The organism is Mesoflavibacter sp. CH_XMU1404-2, from assembly GCF_037029465.1.
Lineage (GTDB): Bacteria > Bacteroidota > Bacteroidia > Flavobacteriales > Flavobacteriaceae > Mesoflavibacter.
Window position 1 is genome coordinate 130,874 of sequence record NZ_JAYMEM010000001.1, and the last position, 22,759, is coordinate 153,632.

The window sequence follows — 22,759 nt, forward strand, 5'->3', positions numbered from 1 at the left end:
AATGTCATGTCGAGTGCAGTCGAGACATCTCATCATGTGATTTCTCACATTCGTTCGAAATGACAAATCAGAAGAATGAACATACAAAATTACATTAACGGTCAATTTGAAAACTCAGCATCTAACAGTTGGATTGACAACTACAATCCTTCAAATGGAGAAGTCTATGGACAAATCCCAAACTCATCAAAAGAAGATGTAGAACAAGCCTATAAAGCTGCTAAATCTGCTTTTCCTAGTTGGAGTCAAACTACATTAGAAGAACGCAGCAGAATTCTAATTAAAATTTCAGAATTATTAGAAGCCAATTTAGACCGTTTTGCAGAAGCTGAAAGTAAGGATAATGGAAAACCTGTAAGTCTTGCTAAAATGGTTGATATACCAAGAGCAGCAAGTAATTTTAGGTTCTTTGGTAATGCCATTACACAATTTGCAAGCGAAAGCCACGAAAGCGTTGGTCAAAACGCTGTAAATTATACACTACGCCAACCTATTGGTGTTGTTGGCTGTATAAGTCCGTGGAATTTACCCTTATATCTGTTCACTTGGAAAATCGCACCTGCAATCGCTGCAGGTAATTGCGTCGTTGCCAAACCAAGCGAAGTCACACCAATGACAGCTTATTTGTTAGGCGAAATTTGTAACGAAGCTGGTTTACCTAAAGGCGTGTTAAATATTGTTCACGGTTTAGGCACTACGACTGGACAAGCTATTGTAGAGCATCCAAGCATCAAAGCCATTAGTTTTACTGGCGGCACAGCAACAGGTGCACATATTGCTAAAGTGGCTGCACCAATGTTTAAAAAATTATCTTTAGAATTAGGTGGAAAAAATCCAAATATCATCTTTGCCGATTGCGATTATGATGATATGCTGAACACAACTGTACGCTCGTCGTTTGCTAATCAAGGTCAGATTTGTTTATGCGGAAGCCGAATTTTTGTAGAAGAAACTATTTATGAGAAATTCAAAGCAGACTTTGTAGAAAAAGTAAAAGGTTTAAAAGTTGGTCATCCTTCTATAAAAGACACCAATATTGGTGCTTTAGTTTCAAAACCGCATCTTGAAAAAGTGAAAAGCTACATCGAAATAGCTAAAGAAGAAGGCGCAACTATTTTATGTGGCGGAAACGAAGTTACTGTTAAAGGTTATGAAAACGGTTACTATTTACAACCAACAATTATTGAAGTAAAAACAGACGATTGTCGCGTAAACCAAGAAGAAATTTTTGGTCCAGTAGTTACTATTATGCCATTTAAAACTGAAGACGACGTGTTAGATATGGCTAATAAAGTAAAATACGGATTATCAGCAACGCTTTGGACAAACAATTTAAAACGAACGATGAGAATGAGTAATCAACTACAAGCAGGTATTGTTTGGGTAAACACGTGGATGATGCGCGATTTACGTACACCTTTTGGTGGCGTTAAAGCAAGCGGTGTTGGTCGCGAAGGTGGTTTTGAAGCTTTACGCTTTTTTACCGAACCAAAGAATGTATGTATAAAGTATTAATGTCATTCCTGCGAAAACAGGAATCTCATTTAACAATATAAACTAAAAAAATTCCTGCCTACGCAGGAAGTTATTATGAATCTAAACTTAAACAACAAATACGCACTAGTTTGTGGTAGCACAGCAGGAATTGGTAAAGCAACTGCTTTAGCTTTAGCTGAAGAAGGTGCAAATATCACACTAGTAGCAAGAAACGAAGACAAGCTAAAAGCTGTTTTAGCCGAATTACCAAAACACAGAAATCACGATTATATCGTAGCTGATTTTTCTAATCCGATGGAATTAAAAGAAAAAGTTGAAAGCTATATTAAAAACAATCACGGATTTCATGTGTTGGTAAACAATACAGGCGGACCAGCTGGCGGACCAGTTTTTAATGCAAAAATTGAAGAATTTGAAAGCGCTTTTACACAGCATTTAAAATGTAATCATGTATTGGCGCAAGCTGTTGTTCCGTTTATGAAAGATGAAAACTATGGACGTATTGTTAATGTAATTTCAACATCAGTAAAACAGCCTTTAGACGGACTTGGTGTAAGTAATACTATTCGTGGTGCTGTAGCCAACTGGAGTAAAACACTGGCTAATGAACTTGGTCAGTTTGGCATTACCGTAAACAACGTATTACCTGGAGCAACAGGAACAGAACGTTTAACCGAAATCATTAAAAACAAAAGTGCTAAAACTGGTAAAACAGAAGAAGAATCTGCTAACGCCATGAAAAGTGCTGTACCTGCAAAACGTTTTGCTAAACCAGAAGAATTAGCTGCTGCAATCACCTTTTTAGCAAGTGAATGTGCCAGTTATATTAACGGAATTAACCTTCCGGTTGATGGTGGAAGAACAAAAAGTTTATAAGCCTAATATTTCAAAAATATTATTCTTAATTTTATTGAATTGATGAATCTGCGTTAAGGATTGAAAGGTTTGTTTGAGCTCCTCGCAGAGAGCGAGCCTTGAAAGCCTGACCCGATAGGGTAACGCCCAAAATATTATACTATGAGCAAATTATATCCTCCTATTAATTTTAAAGCTTGGATTGAAGAACACCGTAATTTATTAAAACCACCTGTTGGTAACAAAGTGGTTTGGAAAGATGGTGATTTTATTGTTATGGTTGTTGGCGGTCCAAATAGCCGCAAGGACTATCACTACAACGAAACACCTGAATTTTTCTATCAAGTTGAAGGTGATATTACTTTAAAAGTTATTGATAACGGTGAGCCAAAAGATATTCATATAAAAGAAGGTGAAATCTTTTTGTTACCACCAAAAGTTCCGCATTCACCTCAACGTGGAGCAAACACTGTTGGATTGGTGATAGAATATCCTCGTGAAGAAGGTGTACAAGATGCCTTACTTTGGTTCTGCGAAAATTGTACAACTAAATTATACGAAGAAGATTTTACTTTAGATAATATCGAAACTGATATGCCTAAAATTTTTGATAAGTATTACGGTGATAAAGAAAAGCGTACCTGCCCTAATTGTGGCGAAGTTATGCAACCACCAAAGAAAGTTCAGTTAGAAGACTAACTTTCATTTAGAGCTAAGCAAAGAATTTAAATCATAACTAATTCTAAAATAAAAGATTCCTGCTTTTGCAGGAATGACAGAAAATGGAAAAACGCAAACTAAGAATTAACGGTCATTCACATTTATTACCTTATCCAGAAGAAATTCCTCAATTTATGAAAGATAAAGGTATTTTTTGGGTAGACAAAGACCGTAAATACATGCTTCAAAAAGATTGGAATAGACCCATTACAGACTCTAGTTTTTTCTTAAACGAAAAATTAGAATGGATGGAGCGCAACAAAATAGACCATGCAGTTGTGCTAAACTTATCCCAGTTATATGGTAATGGTTTACGTGTTGAAGAAATGAAGCAAGCGTTACGTTTTCAAAATGATTTTAATGCAAAAATCCAACATGAAAACCCAAGTAAGTTTACTACAGGATTTGTGGTACATCCAGGATTTGTACGTGGTGCTTGTTGGGAAATTGAACGTTGTGTAGAAGAATTAGGTATGCGCTTATTGTGTTTACCTACACATTACATGGATACTATTGGGACATGGCGTTGCATTTTTGATGAAGAAAACGAACCTATTTTTGAATTAGCCAATAAGTATAATTTAGCTGTTGAAATTCACCCGTACGATGGTGAAAAGTTTATCAAATTAGAAAACACGTCGTGGCGATTTCATCTTATTTGGATGTTAGCACAATGTGCAGATGCCTATCACTTTTTAACCCTAAACGGATACCAAGATAAGTATCCAAATATGCGAACTTGTTTTGCGCACGGCGGACAATTGGCACAAATTAACTTAGGACGACGCATACAAGGTTTTGATGGTAGACCAGATTTATTTGAAGGAAAAAGTCACCCAAGAAAAGCAGTAGCACATCCAAATATTTTCTTTGACACATTGGTACACGATACTGGCGGACTTCAATTATTAATCAAAAATCAAACGTCTAAACAGGTTTTAATGGGATTAGATGACCCTTATCCTTTAGGTGAAATGGAAAGTGTCAAACAAAGTTCTTATCCTGGAAAGATTTTAGATTTAGCTATAGAAAGAGATATCATTAATGAAGACGAACGAGATGCAATTTGGGAAGACAATGTAATACGTTGGCTTTGCGGAAATGATCAAGCTGAAAAAGATAAAATATATAAGCGAATTTTAGGATAATGTATTTTTTACCAGAAAAATTGGACGACTATGTTGTGGCTCATTCTGAAGAAGAACCAGAATTACTACAGCAACTTACTAGAGAAACCTACCAAAAAATTTTACAACCTATAATGCTTTCTGGACCTTATCAAGGTCGTGTGTTAAGCATGATTTCTAAATTAGTGCGTCCAAAAACTATTTTAGAGCTTGGTACTTTTACAGGCTATGCAACAATTTGTTTAGCTGAAGGTTTAGATAAAAATGGTCAAATACACACTATAGATATTAATGAAGAATTGCATGATTTTCAACGTAAATATTTCGATAAATCGGCTTATGGAGATCAAATCATTCAGCATACAGGCAGTGCTTTAGATATTATTCCTGAATTAGATATGACGTTTGATTTAGTCTTTATTGACGCTGATAAACCTAATTACGTTAATTACTTTCATTTAATTATTGAAAAGCTAAATCCTGGCGGAATTATTCTATCGGATAACGTCTTATGGCACGGAAAAGTAGTAGAGCCTTTAAACGAAAAAGACATATCTACTAAAGCTGTTTTAGAATTTAATACACTTTTAAAAGAAGACCATCGTATTGAGACTGTATTATTACCTATACGAGATGGATTGACTATTAGTAGGAAAAAATAGATTTTAGAAAGAACTAAAAAAACCTCTTCAAATTGAAGAGGTTTTTTGTATTATAAAATTTTTTTAGATTACTGAACAGCTTGCAACGCATCTATCATACCATAACCAAAACTAGAGTGTTTGTTAGGATATAAATGTGCAGATTGTTTAAGTTTTGATAACACTTGACTTCTACTCCAACTTGGATGTCTAGACCAAACTAATGCGGCTATACCAGCTGTTGTTGCTGTAGCTACAGAAGAGCCGCCTGTATATTGTCTCTGACCATTATAAAAACCTAAAACTGGCGGATGTTTACTTGTATTGTTATCTCCTTCCATTACGATAGTAAAATCTATTTTATCACCTTCGTGACACACATCACAAGTTTCATAATAAGCACCGTCTGTAATACCTGTTACTGCAACTGTTTCGCTCATAGTTGCCGGAAAGATAACACCGTACCAATTAGTAAAGTTTGTAGATGTTCCTCCTGCAGCGAATATTAATTTTCCTTTACTGTACGCGTATTTAACCGCATCTTTTATATTACCTATTGACCAAGGATAACCTATTGACATCGAGATTATTTTAACATCACTTCTATTTCCTAATTGGGTTAAAGCATCGCTTACACCTTTACGCTCATGGTAATCATTTAAAACAACATCTTCTGTTGCTCTGTAAGCAACAAGATTAGCATTATAGGCAACACCAACTGGCATACCATTATCGTTACGTGGTGCAGCAATAGTCGATCCCATTTGTGTACCGTGACCGCATTTATCATGAGGACCATCGTAATTGCTACTCCACCACCAAGAAGAATCTATAAATGTTCCATATTTTTGAACAAAACGACCATTTGAATATCCGTCGTTAAATCCAGAACTATTTAATAATGTTTGTGATTGAGACACACCTGTATCTATTAATCCAACTGTAATACCTGATCCTGTTGAATAGTTCCAAGCTTGCGGAATATTATGCTCGTAAAAATGCCAAGATACTTGCGCATTATTTGGAGCGATTGTAGTGTAATGTGCAGAATTAATAGTTTCTCCATTTTTAGAGCAACCTGAATCTGACATAGAACGCTGATTACTAGTAGATGTAGTGTAGTATTGGTTATACCCGTTTGGTTCTAAATAACGTACACCATCTGTAGAAAGTAAGCGTTTTATAGTTTCAAAATTTTCTACTTCTACATCTACTACATTTATAATGTTGTGTTCTACTAATGTTTTTTCACTTCGTTTGTACCCTTCTGTAGCTTCAACAATTTGAAGAATATTTTCTAGGTTTTGTTTTAATCTTTCTGATTTTACTTCGCTAAAAAATTCGCCTTCTTGACCATAACCTATCGTTAGAATATTGTTACCGTGTTTAACAGCACTCCATAGCGTATGAGCAGATACTTGACTCCAATCAAAATCACCTGTTGTTTCTAGACTTTGAGTTATTATACTATTAATTTCTTGTACGGTTAAAGGTTCTTTTGCTTGTTCTTCTTGTAGTGTTTGGTTATCAAACACTTCTTCATCTTGACAAGATTGCACAAAAATAAAGGCTAGACAAAGCATGGCTAGCTTAACATGAAAAGTTTTCATAATTTTAGGTTTAAGGGTTAATAGCTTAAATATATAAATATTTAACAATTATTAAGTATTAAAATTATGAATTTATCAAAATATAAAAACTAATATTTAAAAGACTGTAATTTGCGTTAGCGATAGAAGTGGCATCCTTTTTTTGCTTCCATATAAGGCAAAAAAAGATATAACGGATAGCGCGACCCTTGTGGTAACGCCCAAAAAATTATTATTTATTACGTTTTATTGAACCTGTAAACTGCTCTAAATCGTCTTTTACTTTATTAAGCTCGTCATTAACATCTTTAGTAATGCTGGTATCTATACCGTTATTTTCGGCAGATTTTGTGATTTCGTGCTTAATATCATTGGTTGCATCTTTAAGTGTACGCATACCTTTACCCAATCCTTTAGCTATATCTGGAATATTTTTAGCTCCAAAAAGCATAACAACCACCAAGAGTATAAAAAACACTTCTGGCGTACTGATAAATAATATATGTGAAGCTAAAATCATATTGCAAATATACTAAGTTGTTTGTTTAGTCCTTAAAAATAAACCTCCAAAATTTGAGCATCTTCAGACTTTAACATTACTTCTTTTATAGATGCTGGTAAAAGAATAGTTTCGCCTGTATTTAAGGCGCAATCTTTTTGTTGATGTTGAATAGTGGCTTGACCAGAAACACACATATAAATCACAAATGAATCTGTGCTACTATAATCTTTAACCAACTCTCCATTAACAGGTAAAAAGTTAGTTTTAAAATATGGCGAATGAATTAATGTATTTGAAGTATTTGTCTCTGTTTTATAATCGGTCTTATAACGCTCTTCTACGTTAAAATCTAATACTTCTGTTGCTTGTTCTGTATGTAACTCTCTTGTTTTACCAATGGTTTTGTCTACACGATCATAATCATATACTCGATAAGTAACATCTGATGTTTGTTGAATTTCAGCAAGCATTACTCCTGCTCCAATTGCATGAATACGTCCTGTTGGGATATAAAACGCATCTCCTTTTTTAACATTTTCATGATGCATGACTTCTAAAAGAGTTTTATCTTCTAAATGCTGTTTAAATTGAGTTTTGTCAATTTCTTTTTCAAAACCAACAATGATGTTAGCATCTTCATCTGCTTGCATGATATACCACATTTCATTTTTTCCAAAAGAATTGTGGTGCGTTTTTGCATATTCATTATTTGGATGCACTTGAATTGAAAGCGGTGTTTTTGCGTCTATAAACTTAATAAGTAACGGAAAGGCTTCTCCAAACTGTTTATAAACACTTTCGCCAACAAATTCTCCTTTAAACTCTTGTATTAACTGCTTTAATGTATAACCTTTAAATGATCCATCTTCAACAATGGTTTCGTCATTTGGCACATCTGAGATTTCCCAAGATTCACCAATAGAATCGCCATTATAGTCTTTATTTAAAACGGTTTTTAATTTATTTCCGCCCCAAATTCTGTATTTAAATAAAGGTTGAAATTTTAAAGGAGTTAACATTTGCTATTATTTTAATGCAAAAATAAAATTTTTATTGACTAATCTACTGTTTTACAGCATTCTGTTTTTAGTGTAAATTTTAGTATTTTTACCTAATAGCAAACTAAAGTAAAATGAGCTTAAAAAATATAGAAACTAATCCAATTTTAGACCGCTTACCAAAGCACTTAACGCAATTTATAAAACCTCAAAATTACGAGGATTACAGTGCAATTGATCAAGCTGTTTGGCGTTATGCAATGCGTAAAAATGTAGATTATTTAAGTCAAGTAGCGCATAACTCTTACTTAGAAGGTTTAAAACAAACAGGAATTAGTATAGACGCTATACCAAATATGTATGGTATGAATCGTATTTTAAAAGAAATTGGTTGGGCTGCAGTTGCTGTTGATGGTTTTATCCCACCAAATGCTTTTATGGAATTTCAAGCTTATAATGTTTTAGTAATTGCTAGTGATATTAGACAGTTAGAGCATATTGAATATACGCCTGCTCCAGATATTATTCATGAAGGTGCAGGACATGCACCAATTATTGCAAATCCAGAATATGCTGAATATTTAAGACGTTTTGGAGAAATTGGTTGCAAAGCCATAAGTAGCGCAAAAGATTACGAATTATATGATGCTGTAAGACATCTTTCTATAATAAAAGAAGCACCAAATACGCCACAAGACGAGATTGATAAAGCTGAAAAAAAAGTTGAAGATTTACAACAAAATATGGGCAAACCAAGTGAAATGGCTTTAATAAGAAATTTACATTGGTGGACTGTAGAATACGGTTTAATTGGCACACTTGAACAGCCTAAAATTTACGGAGCTGGATTATTATCTTCTATCGGGGAAAGTGCTTGGTGCATGACCGATAAAGTGAAAAAACTACCGTACTCTATAGAAGCTACTTTTCAGGATTTTGATATTACAAAACCACAACCACAACTATTTGTCACACCAGACTTTGCGCACTTAAGTTTAGTTTTAGAAGAATTTGCAAATACTATGGCATTACGTACTGGCGGCGCAAGCGCAGTAAATAAATTAATAGAAAGCAACGCACTAGGCACCATAGAATTAAGTACAGGTTTACAAATTTCGGGAGTATTTACTAATGTTATAGAAACTAACGGAAAAGTACATTACATCCAAACCACTGGTAAAACTGCATTGGCTAATCGTGATAAAGAATTAGTAGGTCATAGTACTTTAGAACATCCAGAAGGTTTTGGGTCTCCAATAGGAAAATTAAAAGGTATTAATCTTGCTATTGAAGATATGTCACCGAGAGATTTGCGTGCATATGATATTTATGAAGGTAAAACTGTAACACTTGAATTTGAAGGTAATATTACCGTAACTGGCGAAATTATTACCGGAACTAGAAACCTTCAAGGAAAAATTATATTAATAAGCTTTAAAAACTGTACCGTAAAACATAACGATACAGTTTTATTTAAACCAGAATGGGGACAGTATGATATGGCTGTTGGCAAAGAAGTTATTTCCGGTTATTCTGGACCTGCAGATTTGCATAGCTTCGATTTGATTTCTCATAAAATTAGTAGCAATACCATTCACGAAGAAAAATCTCCTGAAAAACTTGAGCTTATTTCACTATATAAACAAGTAAGAGATTACAGAGAAGGCACTAATAAAACTGTTTCTAGAACTAAAGTTTTAGAACAGTTACAAGACAAATTTCCTAAAGATTGGTTATTACCTGTTGAGTTATACGAATTAGCTTTTAAAGGAAATGAAAAAGATTTATGTGCTTCTATTTTAGAACATTTAGAAACCATCAAACAAAACCGACCAAAAATTGGTCATTTAATTGATGACGGTATTAAAATTGTAAATGAAGAAGCTGTTTTAAGTTAAACTATTTATAACTAGCTAGCTTTTCTTTTGTAAAACTACTTAGCACTAATTTACCGCTAATTTTGGCGCGTTCTTTAAGTAACGTATCCCAATTTTCGGTGTTTTGCCAAAGTACGTTTTTAAGTTCTGATAACGCTTCTGGATTATAACTAGCTAATTTATTTGCGAGTTCGTTTACTGCTTGGTCTAATTCTTCAATGGTTTCAAAAATATTTGCATAAAGTCCTTTCTCTTTTGCGTATTCTGCCGAGTAAAAATTTTCGGCATCAATAGTCATTTGCGAAAATGCGGTTACTCCTATTTTTTTAGACACTGCTGGCTCGATTACAAATGGTCCAATACCAATACTTATTTCGCTTAATTTAATAGCTGCATATTTGGTTGCTAAACAATAATCTGTTGCACTAGCCAAACCAACACCGCCACCAACAGCTTTACCTTGTACGCGCCCAATAATAATTTTACCACAAGTACGCATGGCATTGATAACGTTAGCAAAACCAGAGAAAAATAAATCTCCTGCTTCTAAATTATCTATCGCAATTAACTCTTTAAAGCTTGCTCCTGCGCAAAATGTACGGTCGCCACCACTTTTTAAAACAATTACTTTTACTTCATCATCGTTACCTGCATTGGTGATTACTTGCGCTAATTCTTTTAAAATAGGACTTGGCATTGCATTATGTTCTGGAGTAAAAAACTCGATAAATGCTATATTATTTTTGGTAGTTTGCTTAACGTAAGACTGAGCCATAAATTACTGTTTTAAATTTGCTTTGTTACAAATTTAAGCCTTTAAATCTTATCTTTAAACAGAAGTAACAATTGTTACTAAAAACATTATAGTGTTTTGTATTTTTGTATCAAACAAAACACTATTTATTTAAATATATTATGGGAATTTTGAGCTTTCTTTTCGGTAATAAAAATGAAAAAATTAAAGACTTTCAAAATAGAGGTGCAATAATTTTGGACGTTAGGTCTAAAGCCGAATATGATTCTGGCGCCATACCTGGTTCTAAACACATACCTTTACCAAGTTTACAAAGTAAAGTTGCCGAAATTAAAAAATGGAACAAACCTGTAATTACTTGTTGTGCTAGTGGTATGCGATCTGGTAGTGCTGCTGCAATTTTACGCAATAATGGCGTAGAAGTTTTAAATGGTGGCGGCTGGCAAAGCCTTGCTAGTAAACTATAATTTTAGATTGCTTAAATCTTCTGCTTTATCTATTGTTTTTTGATTGTACTGCAAAGTCCAACCTAAACTATTAGTTAAAATATAGAATTTAGACAACTCGCTAATCAATCTATTTTCGGCATTAGATTTTAGATTTGAAGCATTGATCTTTTTAGTGATTTGCTGTTTTACCTTTTTGTTAATAGCGTTATAATCTTCGGCTTCAAAAGGGTTTAAAAAATCGGCTTGCACATCATAATACTCTAACTCGGGGAAAATTTTTATTTCCTGTTCTGGTATTTTTGTAATGGTTAGTGTTTTATTTTCTTCGTCTAAATTAAATTCAATTTTACTTAAATCGTAAGCAACTGTAACTTCTGCATTAACAACAACTAGTGCTTTTTTTTCGACTTCAATTAAATCTCCAAATACTGCTTTGCTGTTTTTATAGCTAAAAACTTCGCTAAAATTACCTTCGGTAACAACTAGCTTACTTACGTTTTTTATTTGTTTTTCTATTAATGCAGAATGTTCTTGTATTAGAGTTTCTTCTTTATTAGAACATTTGTTTACAATAAACACAACCATTAAGGTCATACATATTGCTACTATTATTTTTCTCATAATTTAAAAGTAAAGAAAAAAGCATCAATGTTTACAATAAACATAAGATGCTTTTTTATAAGAAGATTAATAGCACTATAAAACTAGAACTATATACTTGATTTAAAATGAATTAATTGTTATGAAATTGATAATAAAAAACACCAGATTTGCGTAAACTTTTGGTTGGTTTAGTAATCTGGTGTTTATAATGAAATATGATTAATAGCCTTATAAAATTATAACAATCTCTGAATCATCAACTTTTTTTTCGACCAAAAGGATAAAATTTAGTTCAAGACACTATTTGTAGATAATATCTTACAAAGCTGAAGATTTTATTTAATATTTTCTAAATCAAATTGTTACGTCTTGCTTTTTGTACGGCTTCTAATTTTGAGTGCACTTGTAGCTTTGAGTAAATATTTTCTATATGTTTCCTTACTGTAGAAGGTGATAAAAATAAATTATCTGCTATAACTTTATAGCTTAATCCTTTTGACAATTGCTCTAAAACCTCAACTTCTCTATTAGTTAAATTAATATCTTCCTTTGATACATCTTTAAAATCTACTGGATTACGGAGTAATTTTAATGTTTTTAACGCTATAGAAGGATTCATAGCTGCACCACCATTTAAAGTATCTACAACACCGTTAAACAACTCATGCGGATTGACATCTTTTAATAAGTAACCATCTGCTCCTGCTTTTATAGCGTTAAAAATATTCTCGTCATTATCAAAAACCGTTAGCATAATTATTTTTATTTGTGGATACTTTTGTTTTACTGCCAACGTAGTTTCTATACCATTTAAAACAGGCATTTCTATATCCATTAAAAGCGCGTCTAAATTATGGTCTTGTTCTAGCTTTTCTAATAAATCTGCTCCATTATTGGCTGTAAATTTCACTTGAATTTCTTCAAAAAAAGAAAGTTTCTCTTTTATGGATGAAATTAAAAAACTGTTATCGTCTATAATGGCTATTTTCATTAGTTTTATTTTTAATTAATTTGAAATTTCCTTTAGTAAATCAACTTGTCTCTTGATAAGATTAAGCTTAAAATTTAACAACTTATAGTTATAATCTTTAGCAGTAAAAAGTTTAGTGTTTTTCTCATTTTCAAAATTTAAGTTAGTATTCAAACTATTCATAATATAATTATGACGCTGTTTTTCTTTTTTTATAAATTGAAAATGCCAGATTAAAACAAATACTAAAGTTAACGTAAATAAAATTATTGGTGTTTCCATTTTTTATTTTGTTTAGCTATTCAATTAAGTCCACATTACAATAGTCTTTATCCTGATATGTTATATTTACAAATTGCTGTGTTACTATTGATACATTTAAATCTGTAACATCAACCATAAAATCTGAAACAGAAAAACCTGATACATCTGTAAAATTATAGGGAATTAAATCTATGTTATGATTTAAAAAATTTAAGTCTGCTATTGAAATTTTTGTGCAAATTTGGTTTGGATTGTAATTAAAAACACCAATATATTCTGATTGTGTTACAACACTACCTTGTGACTGAAATTGTAAAAAACTACCTGTGCTTTGACTAAACACACTACCTTGATGATATTTATTTGAAAGCAATTGACCTTCTTCATTAATAGAATAAGTTATTAATCCTCTTAAATAGTATTTATTAAGACCAAACTCTTCTATTGAAATACCACCAGGACTAAAATTTGTACCACCTTGAGTATTATCTATTGAAAATTGATGATTCCAATGGTCAATCAAATTTCCGTTTAAATCAAAAACCATATAACCTCCAAGTCCAGTCGCGTTATATTGAAAAGTATTATAAGGCCAAATTATTTTATCTGTACTTGTAATAATTGGCACAGAAGAAGTTAATAAAGCATCTGGTCTAGTATCTGATGCTTTTTTCATGAAAATATTATTTCCTTGCCAATCAAATTTTGCTATAACAGCATCACTACCTAATCTTCCAAATGCATAAAATCCATCTGCAACAGCTACATTTCTTAACCAATGATAAGTTGTATTATTTTCTATTGCCTTAATTAATAGTCCTGTTGTGGCATCAATAATAAACATCCATTGCATGTTACATACAACTAGCTTATTATTTTTTATATTACTTATTGAGTTGTAATAGTACGAATCGTAATATGGCAAAGAGTAAAAATCGTACTTTTTTTGCCAAACAACATTTAAACTATCGTTTAGTCTTATTGCAAAAACACGACCAGAATTAACATTAGAGCTACTAAAAACAGTACCGCTAATTAATAAATCTCCTGACTGATCTAAATAATAATGATGAACATCTATATCTCCATTAATTTGAATTGTATTTAGTTGATTAGTTTGAAAATTTAAAAATGAAACTGTTACAAAATATTCTCCTAAGTTTTGCTTAGCAATAAAAATTCCGTTTTCATTTTGAGCTTTAAAACCATCTAATCTATTTATATAGGCTTGACCATCAAAAAGCAACTGGTTAGCATTAGAATTTGTAGACGAGTTATTATTTTCTGCTTCATCATCAGAAGATTTTGAACATGAAAAACACATCAAAATTATTAAAAGTAAAAACAGAGTAGCAGGCTTTTTCATTTATAAAATTTATTAATTTTTATAATATCAAAGCTACTATTACAGAGGTGATTTTAAAATAAGGCACTTGCCCTATTTAAACACTTACATTTCAAATTTTATGGTGATTTCTGTTCCTTGATTGGAAGATTTCATTTCAAAATCTGCATCAATTTCGTTAGCTCTTTTCTTCATTGATGAAAGACCATTTCCTGCTTCTATAGTTGATTGATCAAACCCAACACCATTGTCTATAATCGAAATTTTTAAATCACTACCATCTATCTCAAAATTAACTACAATTTTAGTTGCTTTTGCGTGTTTTACCGCATTGTTTATTGCCTCTTGAATGATGCGATACACATCTATTCCTTGAAGTGAATTAAGTTTAACATTATCGGTGTCTTTAGGATAATTAAATTCAAAATCAATACCTAACAAAGAGGTTTTTGCAGCTTCTATAAAGTTGGTGGTTCTTGTTTTTAGGTCTTCAAAAGTAATTTCTTCTTTATTCATTGCCCAAATTGTATCGCGCAAATCTGTGATTGTACTTCGGGTAAAATTACCAATAGAATCGAACTTATTGTAAAGTTTTTCTTTGGTAAACTCAAAATATTTTAAATTGTCTAAAGACGAAATTATAAAGGTTAATTGCGAACCAATATTATCATGTAAGTCTTTAGAAATAGCTAATCGTTGTTCTTGTAAATTGTTTTGATTTTCAATTTTTATTAAAGCTTCTTTCAACTCATTTTCTTTAATAATCTGCTTGTTTTTTAAACGTTGTTGCTTGTAAACTAAATAACCTATTAAACCTAAAAAAAATGCTAAACCAAACGCATAATAAATTAAGGTTGTTCTTCTTTTAATTTTTGCTTCTTTAATTAAAATATCAGACTTAGCTTCTGCTAGTTGTTTTTCTTTCTTCTCAGTTTCAAATTGTATTTGAAGTTCTTCAATTTTATTTTGAGCTAATACATTTTCTGTACTGTCTTTTAATGATTGAAACTTTTCTTTAAATTGAAATGCTTGTTTATAATTATCAATTTTTTGATAGCATTCGGCTATTTTTTGATAACAATATTTTTCTAAATTTTTGTATTTGTATTTGTTAGCAGACTGTGCGCATTTTTTATAATTTTCTATTGCTTTTTCGTAATTTCCTTCTTGTTGAAAAATTTCAGCGACGTGCACGTAGTTTACAGTAATCCCATAATTATCTGCAATTTTATTTCTTATAACTGAAGAGCTATCTACATAGGTTTTTGCTAAGTCATAATTTTGTTTTTCGGCAAACGTATTAGCTATATTTGCGTAGCTGTAACCAAGCCCTATGCTATCTTTTAACTGCTTTTTTATGGCTAAAGATTTATATTGATAATATAAGGCACTATCCAGCTTTTTGTCCATACTTAACAACACGCCGTAATTATCATATACTGGATTTAATCCTTCTAAATCATTTTCAATTTCTAGAAGTTTTATTCCTTTTCTCATGTAATAAAACCCTTTTTCTAAATCTCTGGTTTTTAAATTGTAGCCTAAACCGCCATAAGCAATTCCTGCTTTGGTATTGTTTTTTTGATTTTCAAAAATTCTTATCGCTTGTAACGTGTATTCTAACCCTTGGTCAAACTTATTTTGATATGCTTTTAACAACCCATATTTAAACATAATTTCACCTAAAGCAATACTATCGTTTATGCTTTTAGAAAGTTCTATTCCTTTGTTAAATAATTGCTCTGACTTTTCTAGTTCTGCAACAAAACTTCCGTAAGGAATTTCTATAATACTACTTAAAGCTTGCTCTGGTTTTTGAGTTTTAATGACTGCACTTATACTGTCTATATATGTATTTTGGTTTTGCGCGAAAAGATTAAATCCTATAAAAAAGAAAAGAAAGAAAAAGCGATTCATGTAAGTTGGTTTTAGTCTTATAAAGTAAAGTGATAAATATTATATTTCAAAAAAAGCTAAAAAAAAATAAACACCAACTTATAAGTAAAACTTATTTTAGTTGTTGGTGTTTACAGATTAATAGCGCGTTTTTAGTGTTTTTTAATACTATAATTTATATGCATAGATGGTGCTTTTATTTGCTTTATAAAATAACACTCCAGCTACTTCATCTACTTGATATTCTGGCTTTTTGTCTTTAAGAATAATTTCTTTATCCACGTTACCATTGTCTTTATTTACTTTAACTAAGCCAACACCGTCATCTAATTTAGTTAGGATGAATTGTGAATTTTCGGTAGCTGCGGTTGCTTTAAAACGTTTTGACATGATCTTAAAAGACTCGTCTGCTATTGATGCAAACATATCTGCAGCTCTTTTGTTTTCTTTACCATAATCATTGTAATTATCTAGATTATTTACGCTTCCATAACGTGTTTTATTTGCTCCTGCTTTGTAAGCATGTGCCATAGCTAATCCTGTAGATGCTACTGCAACCACGCCAGATAACGCTTTCATAAAGCCACTTTTTGATGGTGATTTGTAATATTTATGATATACTTCGTTACCATCTTTATCTAAAACCATCATGTTTTGAGACGAAGCTAAGTAGACATTTCCGTTTCTAATTTCCATTTGGTTTGCTTCTTCTTTTTCGTCAAATTTTACTTTTGCAAATTCTTTTGTATCTCCTGAGTTAGCATCAATACTAAAAATAGTACCATCTGCTGCTATTAAATATCTATTATTAGCCGAATCAAAAGTTGATGCTACAGATAACGAGTTTTTATATTTTAAAGGTTTATCCCAAACTTGTTCTCCTGTTTGCAGGTTGACAATATTAGCATCTTCACTTGTAATATAAATAAGACCTTGTGGTGAATTTGCCATAACCATTATATTCTCTCCTGTTTTTAAAGGCTTTTTAAATAACGTTTCACCTTCAAAAGAAATCTTGTTTATTCCTCCTTGTTGGATTCCAAATAATATACCATCATCCTGAACATAAAAATGCTGCACATAGCCTTTTGTTTTTGGTGCTTTTTCCCAAAGATCTTCTCCTGAACTAGCGCTTAAAAAAGCGATTTCAGATTCATTATTTTGAGAGAATACGCTTTTATCTCCACCATCGCTTTTATTACTAACAACAGCAATACCTTGTGGTAAAATTTCAAAATTAGAAACGATTCCTTTTACTTTTCTATCATCTTGCCAAAGCTCTTTACCGTCTGCTCCTATTTTGTGTATTCTTGTGTTTTTTCCGTTTGTAGTAGTCTCAAAACCATAAATTTCTTTTTCGGTTGGATCAGACACCATCCATGTTACTCCTTTGATTTTATTAGACCATAAATCTTCACCGCTATGGGATTTTGCAATTAAGCCTTGCGCAGTAGGAATGATTAAAAAATCCTTTAATAACAAAGGTAATCCTGTAACACTAAAATCTTTTGCTATTCCTACTCTACCTGGTTTATCTAAGAAAAAACTATAATCTAATTTTTGAGAACTTAAATCGTATACGGCTATTTTTGGTGTTATTTTTTCGGCTTTTGTACCTACTTTTTGGATTCCGCTAACCACTAATTTATTATCTGGTAAAAAGACATCACATGTGTAAACTTGATTCCAACTATCATCATCTGAGTTAAAAATCACTTTTCCAGTAATATAATTAATAACTGCTCTTTTTGTTTTGGATAACCCTGCAAATTTTGAAGTTGCTCCTTGAGATACTATGATATAAGGTGATTCTTCTACAAAAATAGTTTCCTCTGGAGTCAATTTTCCAAAATTATTAAATGTAAACGTAGGTGTACTTGTTTCTGGATTTATACCAACTAAACCATCGTTAGTTGCGACTACTAAAACGCCACCAACAGTTAAAGTCATCTCATTAATTGTTGCACCTAAATCGTAAGAGTTGTTAGGTTGCTCTGCTTTTTGCGCAAAAGATATTTGAACACACAAAAGCAATAAAAATAGATTGATTGTTTTCATTATAGCTTATTATTAAAATATAGTATTATTAGAATCTTTACTTATTGCTAAAGTCACACCAGTTTGAAATAACTTTACGGCACTTACAAATGTTTTGTCAGAAAAACCATTATCTATCCAAAAATAATAGTAAAAAGATACCGAATGCGCTGACTCATTATAATGACACTTGATCATTAGTACATCTTTATTAATCGTATTAAATACTTCTAAAATTTCATCTTTTTTAGCGCCTTCTTTTAATGTATATAGAATACTTATGCTTATAAATCTTTTTTGAGAATCAATATCTAAATAAATAGTTCGGTTGTCTTTTATTTTTACAAAAGTGTCCTTTACTTCTAATACATCTATATATGCATTTTTAAAAATGTTTTCTAAATATTGAGGTGTTACATCATCTGGAGAAGATAATTTTTCTTGAGAAAAAGATTGAGTAGATACACTCAATAAAACAAGCAACAATAATAGTTTTAGATTTTTCATTCAATTTCGATTTTAAATTATAATCCAAAATTGAAATAAAACAACAAAAATGTAAATACGTCATTTGGCGTATTTTAGTAAAAATCAATAAAAGGGAAAGATTTTTTAAGTGTTTCTTTACGTTTTTTTAACTGAAGTAAAAACTTCTGATGCGCTTCTGAAGATTCATTAAAAGGTTTATGAGACAACCCTTTTTGGATAGCTTCGACGTCTTCCATAGTTAATTTTGCACTAGAAGAAACCCAAGTATTTAAAAACTTATCCCAAATATAATCTACTGCTAACGGACTTGGATGCAACATATCTTGATTGTAAAACCTATAATCACGTAATTCGTCCATTATAATTTCATAAGAAGGAAAGTAATGTAAACTATGTTTTTTCGTTTCTTGATTTTTGCTTAAAAATTCATGAATAGCAGTTATTAAATGCGATTTACTTCTTGTATTTTCAACAAAACCGTCTTTAATATGTCTTACAGGAGATACCGTAAAAATAAATTGTGCTTTTGGATTAACCAAACTAATTAACGAAACTAGACTTTGCAGACTTTTTTCAATTTGTAATGGTGATAATAATTCTTTTTTGAAGTTTTTCTGAGGAATTTTATGACAATTTGCTACAATTTGCTGATTTTCTAAAAAACGATAAACCCAAGCTGTGCCTAAAGTAATCATAATATGCGTTGCTTCTTTAAGTTGAAGTCTAGCTTCCACTATTTTATCATTTAATGTAGCAAGTAAATCTTCTTTAGATGTGTTACTTATAGCAGAATGTGCATTAAAACAATGAAACTGTTCATTATTAAACACTACATCCTTATCTGTAAATATCTGGTCGGTTAATGCTTTTTTTATTAAAGTTTCAATCGCTAAAGGATGAAACAAAATCCCTAACGGATTAACTGTATGTTGAAACTTATAATAGTTAAACTTTTCGGCAATATTTTCTGCAAAACAAGAGCCTAACAATACCACTTTAGAGTTATAATCTATTTGATTATGGTCTTGATTTTTTAGTGGTATTTTGGTTTGGAGTTTCAATAAACTATTTCTTTTTCTTAATAATTCTACTCTGCTTCTTTAATAATTTTAAAGTAATTTTTCTTAAACCAAAATAGCATTTTAAATTATTTTTTTTATTAAACAACTCAATCTGTTTCCCTGTGTTTTCATCGTAAACACCATCCTCTCTTACTTGATAACCAAGAAGATTTAATTGACGTTGTATCTTAATAATTGTTTTTTTAGAAGGATTCCATACTTTGTCAACTTCTACAGTTTCGCCTAATGTTCCATCTGCTTCTATACATTTAACAAAAGTCTTATCAAAAGATGAGCTTTGAGCATTTACATAACAACTAAAAGCTAAAATAAATAAAAGAGCAAAATAATTTTTCATAGCCTAAGCAATTATTTAATATAATTTTTTGCAGCCTCTAAAGCATCCTTAATTCCATCAGGATTTTTACCACCTGCGGTAGCAAAAAATGGTTGTCCACCGCCACCACCTTGGATGTGCTTACCTAATTCTCTAACAATAGTTCCTGCATTTAGTTCTTTACTTTCGACTAAATTTTTAGATATGTAGCATGATAAAATAGCTTTACCATCATTTTCTGCTCCAAAAAGTAAAAATAGGTTATCGAACTGACTGCCTAATTCAAAACATAAATCTTTAATTCCGGATGCATCTAAATCTAATTTTTTAGCTAGGAAGTTAACACCGTTAACATCTTTAATTTCAGATTTTAATTCACCTTTTATATTTTGTGCTTTATCTTTTAAAAGCTGCTCAATTTGTTTTTTTAACGCTGTATTTTCTTCTTGCAAATTTTGAAGTGCCTTAACTGGTTCTTTTGCGTTATTAAGCAAATCTTTCATTTCAAAAAATGCACGGTTGTTTTCGTGAAAATAATTTTTTACGGCATCATTTGTTATAGCTTCTATACGACGTATTCCTGCAGCGACAGCACTTTCTGACACGATTTTAAAATGCCAAATATCTGCTGTATTCTCAACATGCGTTCCACCACATAATTCTATAGATTGTCCAAATCTTATGGTACGTACTGCATCACCATATTTTTCACCAAATAACGCCATAGCGCCTTCTTCTAACGCTTTTTCCATAGGTACGTTGCGTTGTTCTTGCAATGGTAATTTGCTTTCTATTCTTGCATTTACAAAGTTTTCTACATCTCGTAATTCTTCTACAGTCATTTTTGAAAAATGCGAAAAATCAAAACGTAAATATTTACTGTGTACAGCACTTCCTTTTTGCTCTACGTGATCGCCTAAAATTTCGCGAAGTGCTTGATGCAATAGATGTGTTGCTGTATGATTACACTCGGTTCTTCTACGTTGTTTTGCGTCTACAACTGCTTTAAATTTCTCATTTAAATGCGTTGGTAAATTTTTAGTTAGGTGAATGATGACATTGTTTTCTCTCTTAGTATCTAAAATGTAAACTACGTCACCATGTTCGTCTTCTAAATACCCTTTATCACCAACTTGTCCACCACCTTCTGCATAAAATGGCGTTAAATTGAATACCAATTGGTACATCTCGCCATCTTTTTTAGAAGTCACTTTACGGTATCTTGTAATTTTTACTTTTGCTTCTAAAGCATCGTAACCTATAAACTCTTGTTCTTCGTCTTCTAAAAGAACAGTCCAATCATCAGATTTTAATTCTGAAGCTTTACGACCTCTATTTTGTTGTTCTTCTAAGCGTTTTTTGTATTCTTCTTTATTGTAAGTGAATCCTTTTTCGCGTAAAATTAAATCGGTTAAATCTTCAGGAAAACCATAAGTATCTTTAAGCTCAAATACCTTTGATCCAGAAATTTCTTTTCCTTTAGCAGTTTCTACAATACGGTCTAAAATAGTTAATCCTTGGTCTAATGTGCGTAAAAAAGATGCTTCTTCTTCTTTAATTACGTTTTCGATTAATTGCTTTTGTGCTTTAAGTTCTGGGAATGCTTTACCCATTTTTTCAACTAAAACATTAACTAATCGATAAATAAAAGGTTCGTTTTTATCTAAAAAAGTAAAGCCGTAACGTACTGCACGACGTAAAATGCGTCGAATGACATAACCTGCTCCGTTATTGCTTGGTAATTGCCCATCTGCAATAGAAAACGCTACTGCGCGCACGTGATCTGAAATAACACGAATAGCAACATCTACTTTATCTTCTTTACCATAATCTTTATGCGTTATGGTTTCAATTTCTCTAATTAATGGCGTAAATACATCGGTATCGTAATTTGAAGTTTTGTTTTGTAAAACCATACATAAACGCTCAAATCCCATACCTGTATCGATATGTTTGTTAGGTAGTTCTTCTAAGCTTCCGTCTGCTTTACGGTTGTATTGCATAAAAACCAGATTCCAGATTTCTACGACTTGCGGATGGTCTTCGTTAACCAAAGATTTACCGTCTACTTTTGCTTTTTCTTCAGCAGAACGAATATCTACATGAATCTCGCTACAAGGTCCGCATGGTCCTTGATCGCCCATTTCCCAAAAGTTATCTTTTTTATTTCCTTTTAAAATTCGGTCTTCGCTTATATATTCTTTCCAAATATCATAAGCTTCAGTGTCCATTTTTAGGTTATCAGCATCATCGCTACCTTCAAAAACAGTAACATACAGTATGTCTTTATCTATCTTATAAACTTCGGTTAATAATTCCCAAGCCCAAGCAATTGCTTCTTTTTTAAAGTAATCACCAAACGACCAGTTACCTAACATTTCAAATAAAGTATGATGATAGGTATCGTAACCAACTTCTTCTAAATCGTTATGTTTACCCGATACTCTTAAGCATTTTTGAGAATCTGCAATACGATTATTTTTTGGTTGAGCGTTTCCCAAAAAATATTCTTTAAAAGGCGCCATACCTGAGTTTACAAACATTAAGGTTGGATCATCTTTTAAAACCATTGGTGCAGAAGGCACAATGCTATGCTTTTTGTTTTTAAAAAAATCTAAAAAGGTAGAACGAATGTCTTGAGAATTCATATTTATATTTTAATACATGTCTTTTTTAAAGCGATTTACACCAAAATAAAAGACTTTAGTTTTATTTACTTAAATTTAAACTGAAATATTTTTGTAAGTT

The 22,759-nt window shown here is 31.6% G+C and carries 21 protein-coding genes; 7 read left to right on the plus strand and 14 right to left on the minus strand.

Translation table 11 applies throughout. The annotated features are described in order from the left end of the window. Nucleotides 1-75: 75 nt before the first annotated feature. The 5 genes from WA327_RS00660 to WA327_RS00680 all read left to right on the plus strand — a co-directional run bounded on the left by WA327_RS00660 (nt 76) and on the right by WA327_RS00680 (nt 4,861). A complete protein-coding gene (locus tag WA327_RS00660; RefSeq protein WP_336065292.1) occupies nt 76-1,515 on the plus strand; it encodes an aldehyde dehydrogenase in 1,440 nt (479 codons plus the stop codon). A 75-nt stretch (nt 1,516-1,590) separates the two neighbouring features. After that, a complete protein-coding gene (locus WA327_RS00665; protein ID WP_336065295.1) occupies nt 1,591-2,373 on the plus strand; it encodes an SDR family oxidoreductase in 783 nt (260 codons plus the stop codon). A gap of 141 nt (nt 2,374-2,514) precedes the next feature. Further along, nucleotides 2,515-3,051, plus strand: a complete 537-nt coding sequence (locus WA327_RS00670; protein ID WP_336065298.1) for a 3-hydroxyanthranilate 3,4-dioxygenase — start codon at nt 2,515-2,517, stop codon at nt 3,049-3,051. 83 nt (nt 3,052-3,134) lie between these two features. Then, nucleotides 3,135-4,220 (plus strand): amidohydrolase family protein, encoded by a 1,086-nt coding sequence (locus tag WA327_RS00675; RefSeq protein ID WP_336065301.1) that lies wholly within the window; start codon nt 3,135-3,137, stop codon nt 4,218-4,220. Further along, the gene (locus WA327_RS00680) at nt 4,220-4,861 is read left to right on the plus strand and encodes an O-methyltransferase (protein ID WP_336065303.1); all 642 of its coding nucleotides are present in this window, start codon (nt 4,220-4,222) and stop codon (nt 4,859-4,861) included. The genes WA327_RS00675 and WA327_RS00680 overlap by 1 nt, the downstream gene beginning before the upstream one ends. Before the next feature lie 68 nt (nt 4,862-4,929). Here the strand turns inward: WA327_RS00680 and WA327_RS00685 are convergent, their stop codons facing one another. The 3 genes from WA327_RS00685 to WA327_RS00695 form a co-directional block, all read right to left on the minus strand. Beyond that, entirely contained in the window at nt 4,930-6,450 is a 1,521-nt protein-coding gene (locus WA327_RS00685; protein ID WP_336065305.1) for a S8 family serine peptidase, read from the minus strand. 211 nt (nt 6,451-6,661) lie between these two features. Continuing rightward, entirely contained in the window at nt 6,662-6,949 is a 288-nt protein-coding gene (locus tag WA327_RS00690; protein WP_336065307.1) for a twin-arginine translocase TatA/TatE family subunit, read from the minus strand. Between the two features lie 32 nt (nt 6,950-6,981). Then, nucleotides 6,982-7,950 carry a type I phosphomannose isomerase catalytic subunit gene (locus WA327_RS00695; RefSeq protein WP_336065309.1) on the minus strand — a complete coding sequence of 323 codons (969 nt, stop codon included), beginning with the start codon at nt 7,948-7,950 and terminating at the stop codon, nt 6,982-6,984. 113 nt (nt 7,951-8,063) lie between these two features. On the opposite strand from WA327_RS00695, the gene WA327_RS00700 reads away from it, so the two are divergent. After that, nucleotides 8,064-9,827 (plus strand): aromatic amino acid hydroxylase, encoded by a 1,764-nt coding sequence (locus WA327_RS00700; RefSeq protein WP_336065310.1) that lies wholly within the window; start codon nt 8,064-8,066, stop codon nt 9,825-9,827. Nucleotide 9,828: 1 nt separating this feature from the next. Here WA327_RS00700 and WA327_RS00705 read toward each other — a convergent pair whose 3' ends face one another. Further along, nucleotides 9,829-10,581, minus strand: a complete 753-nt coding sequence (locus WA327_RS00705) for an enoyl-CoA hydratase/isomerase family protein (RefSeq protein WP_336065312.1) — start codon at nt 10,579-10,581, stop codon at nt 9,829-9,831. A gap of 140 nt (nt 10,582-10,721) precedes the next feature. Between WA327_RS00705 and WA327_RS00710 the strand changes: the two genes are divergently transcribed. Further along, nucleotides 10,722-11,027, plus strand: coding sequence for a rhodanese-like domain-containing protein (locus WA327_RS00710; RefSeq protein WP_336065315.1), 306 nt, complete (start codon nt 10,722-10,724; stop codon nt 11,025-11,027). Here the strand turns inward: WA327_RS00710 and WA327_RS00715 are convergent. The 10 genes from WA327_RS00715 to alaS all read right to left on the minus strand — a co-directional run bounded on the left by WA327_RS00715 (nt 11,022) and on the right by alaS (nt 22,659). After that, nucleotides 11,022-11,630, minus strand: a complete 609-nt coding sequence (locus WA327_RS00715; protein WP_336065318.1) for a DUF4230 domain-containing protein — start codon at nt 11,628-11,630, stop codon at nt 11,022-11,024. The two genes, WA327_RS00710 and WA327_RS00715, sit on opposite strands and share 6 nt — an antisense overlap. 331 nt (nt 11,631-11,961) lie before the next feature. Beyond that, nucleotides 11,962-12,603, minus strand: coding sequence for a response regulator transcription factor (locus WA327_RS00720; RefSeq protein ID WP_336065320.1), 642 nt, complete (start codon nt 12,601-12,603; stop codon nt 11,962-11,964). Nucleotides 12,604-12,618: 15 nt separating this feature from the next. Then, on the minus strand, nt 12,619-12,864 hold the full coding sequence (locus WA327_RS00725) for a hypothetical protein (protein WP_336065322.1): 246 nt from the start codon (nt 12,862-12,864) through the stop codon (nt 12,619-12,621). 16 nt (nt 12,865-12,880) lie between these two features. Then, on the minus strand, nt 12,881-14,212 hold the full coding sequence (locus WA327_RS00730) for a hypothetical protein (RefSeq protein ID WP_336065324.1): 1,332 nt from the start codon (nt 14,210-14,212) through the stop codon (nt 12,881-12,883). 84 nt (nt 14,213-14,296) lie between these two features. Next, entirely contained in the window at nt 14,297-16,108 is a 1,812-nt protein-coding gene (locus WA327_RS00735; RefSeq protein ID WP_336065327.1) for a tetratricopeptide repeat protein, read from the minus strand. A gap of 147 nt (nt 16,109-16,255) precedes the next feature. Then, a complete protein-coding gene (locus WA327_RS00740; RefSeq protein ID WP_336065329.1) occupies nt 16,256-18,145 on the minus strand; it encodes a PQQ-binding-like beta-propeller repeat protein in 1,890 nt (629 codons plus the stop codon). A gap of 12 nt (nt 18,146-18,157) precedes the next feature. Further along, a complete protein-coding gene (locus WA327_RS00745) occupies nt 18,158-18,631 on the minus strand; it encodes a hypothetical protein (RefSeq protein WP_336065331.1) in 474 nt (157 codons plus the stop codon). A 74-nt stretch (nt 18,632-18,705) separates the two neighbouring features. Beyond that, nucleotides 18,706-19,674 carry a GSCFA domain-containing protein gene (locus WA327_RS00750; protein ID WP_336065333.1) on the minus strand — a complete coding sequence of 323 codons (969 nt, stop codon included), beginning with the start codon at nt 19,672-19,674 and terminating at the stop codon, nt 18,706-18,708. Nucleotides 19,675-19,678: 4 nt separating this feature from the next. Then, the gene (locus WA327_RS00755; protein WP_336065335.1) at nt 19,679-20,032 is read right to left on the minus strand and encodes a peptidoglycan-binding domain-containing protein; all 354 of its coding nucleotides are present in this window, start codon (nt 20,030-20,032) and stop codon (nt 19,679-19,681) included. Nucleotides 20,033-20,043: 11 nt separating this feature from the next. Further along, entirely contained in the window at nt 20,044-22,659 is a 2,616-nt protein-coding gene (gene alaS / locus WA327_RS00760) for an alanine--tRNA ligase (protein WP_336065338.1), read from the minus strand. Between the last annotated feature and the right edge of the window lie 100 nt (nt 22,660-22,759).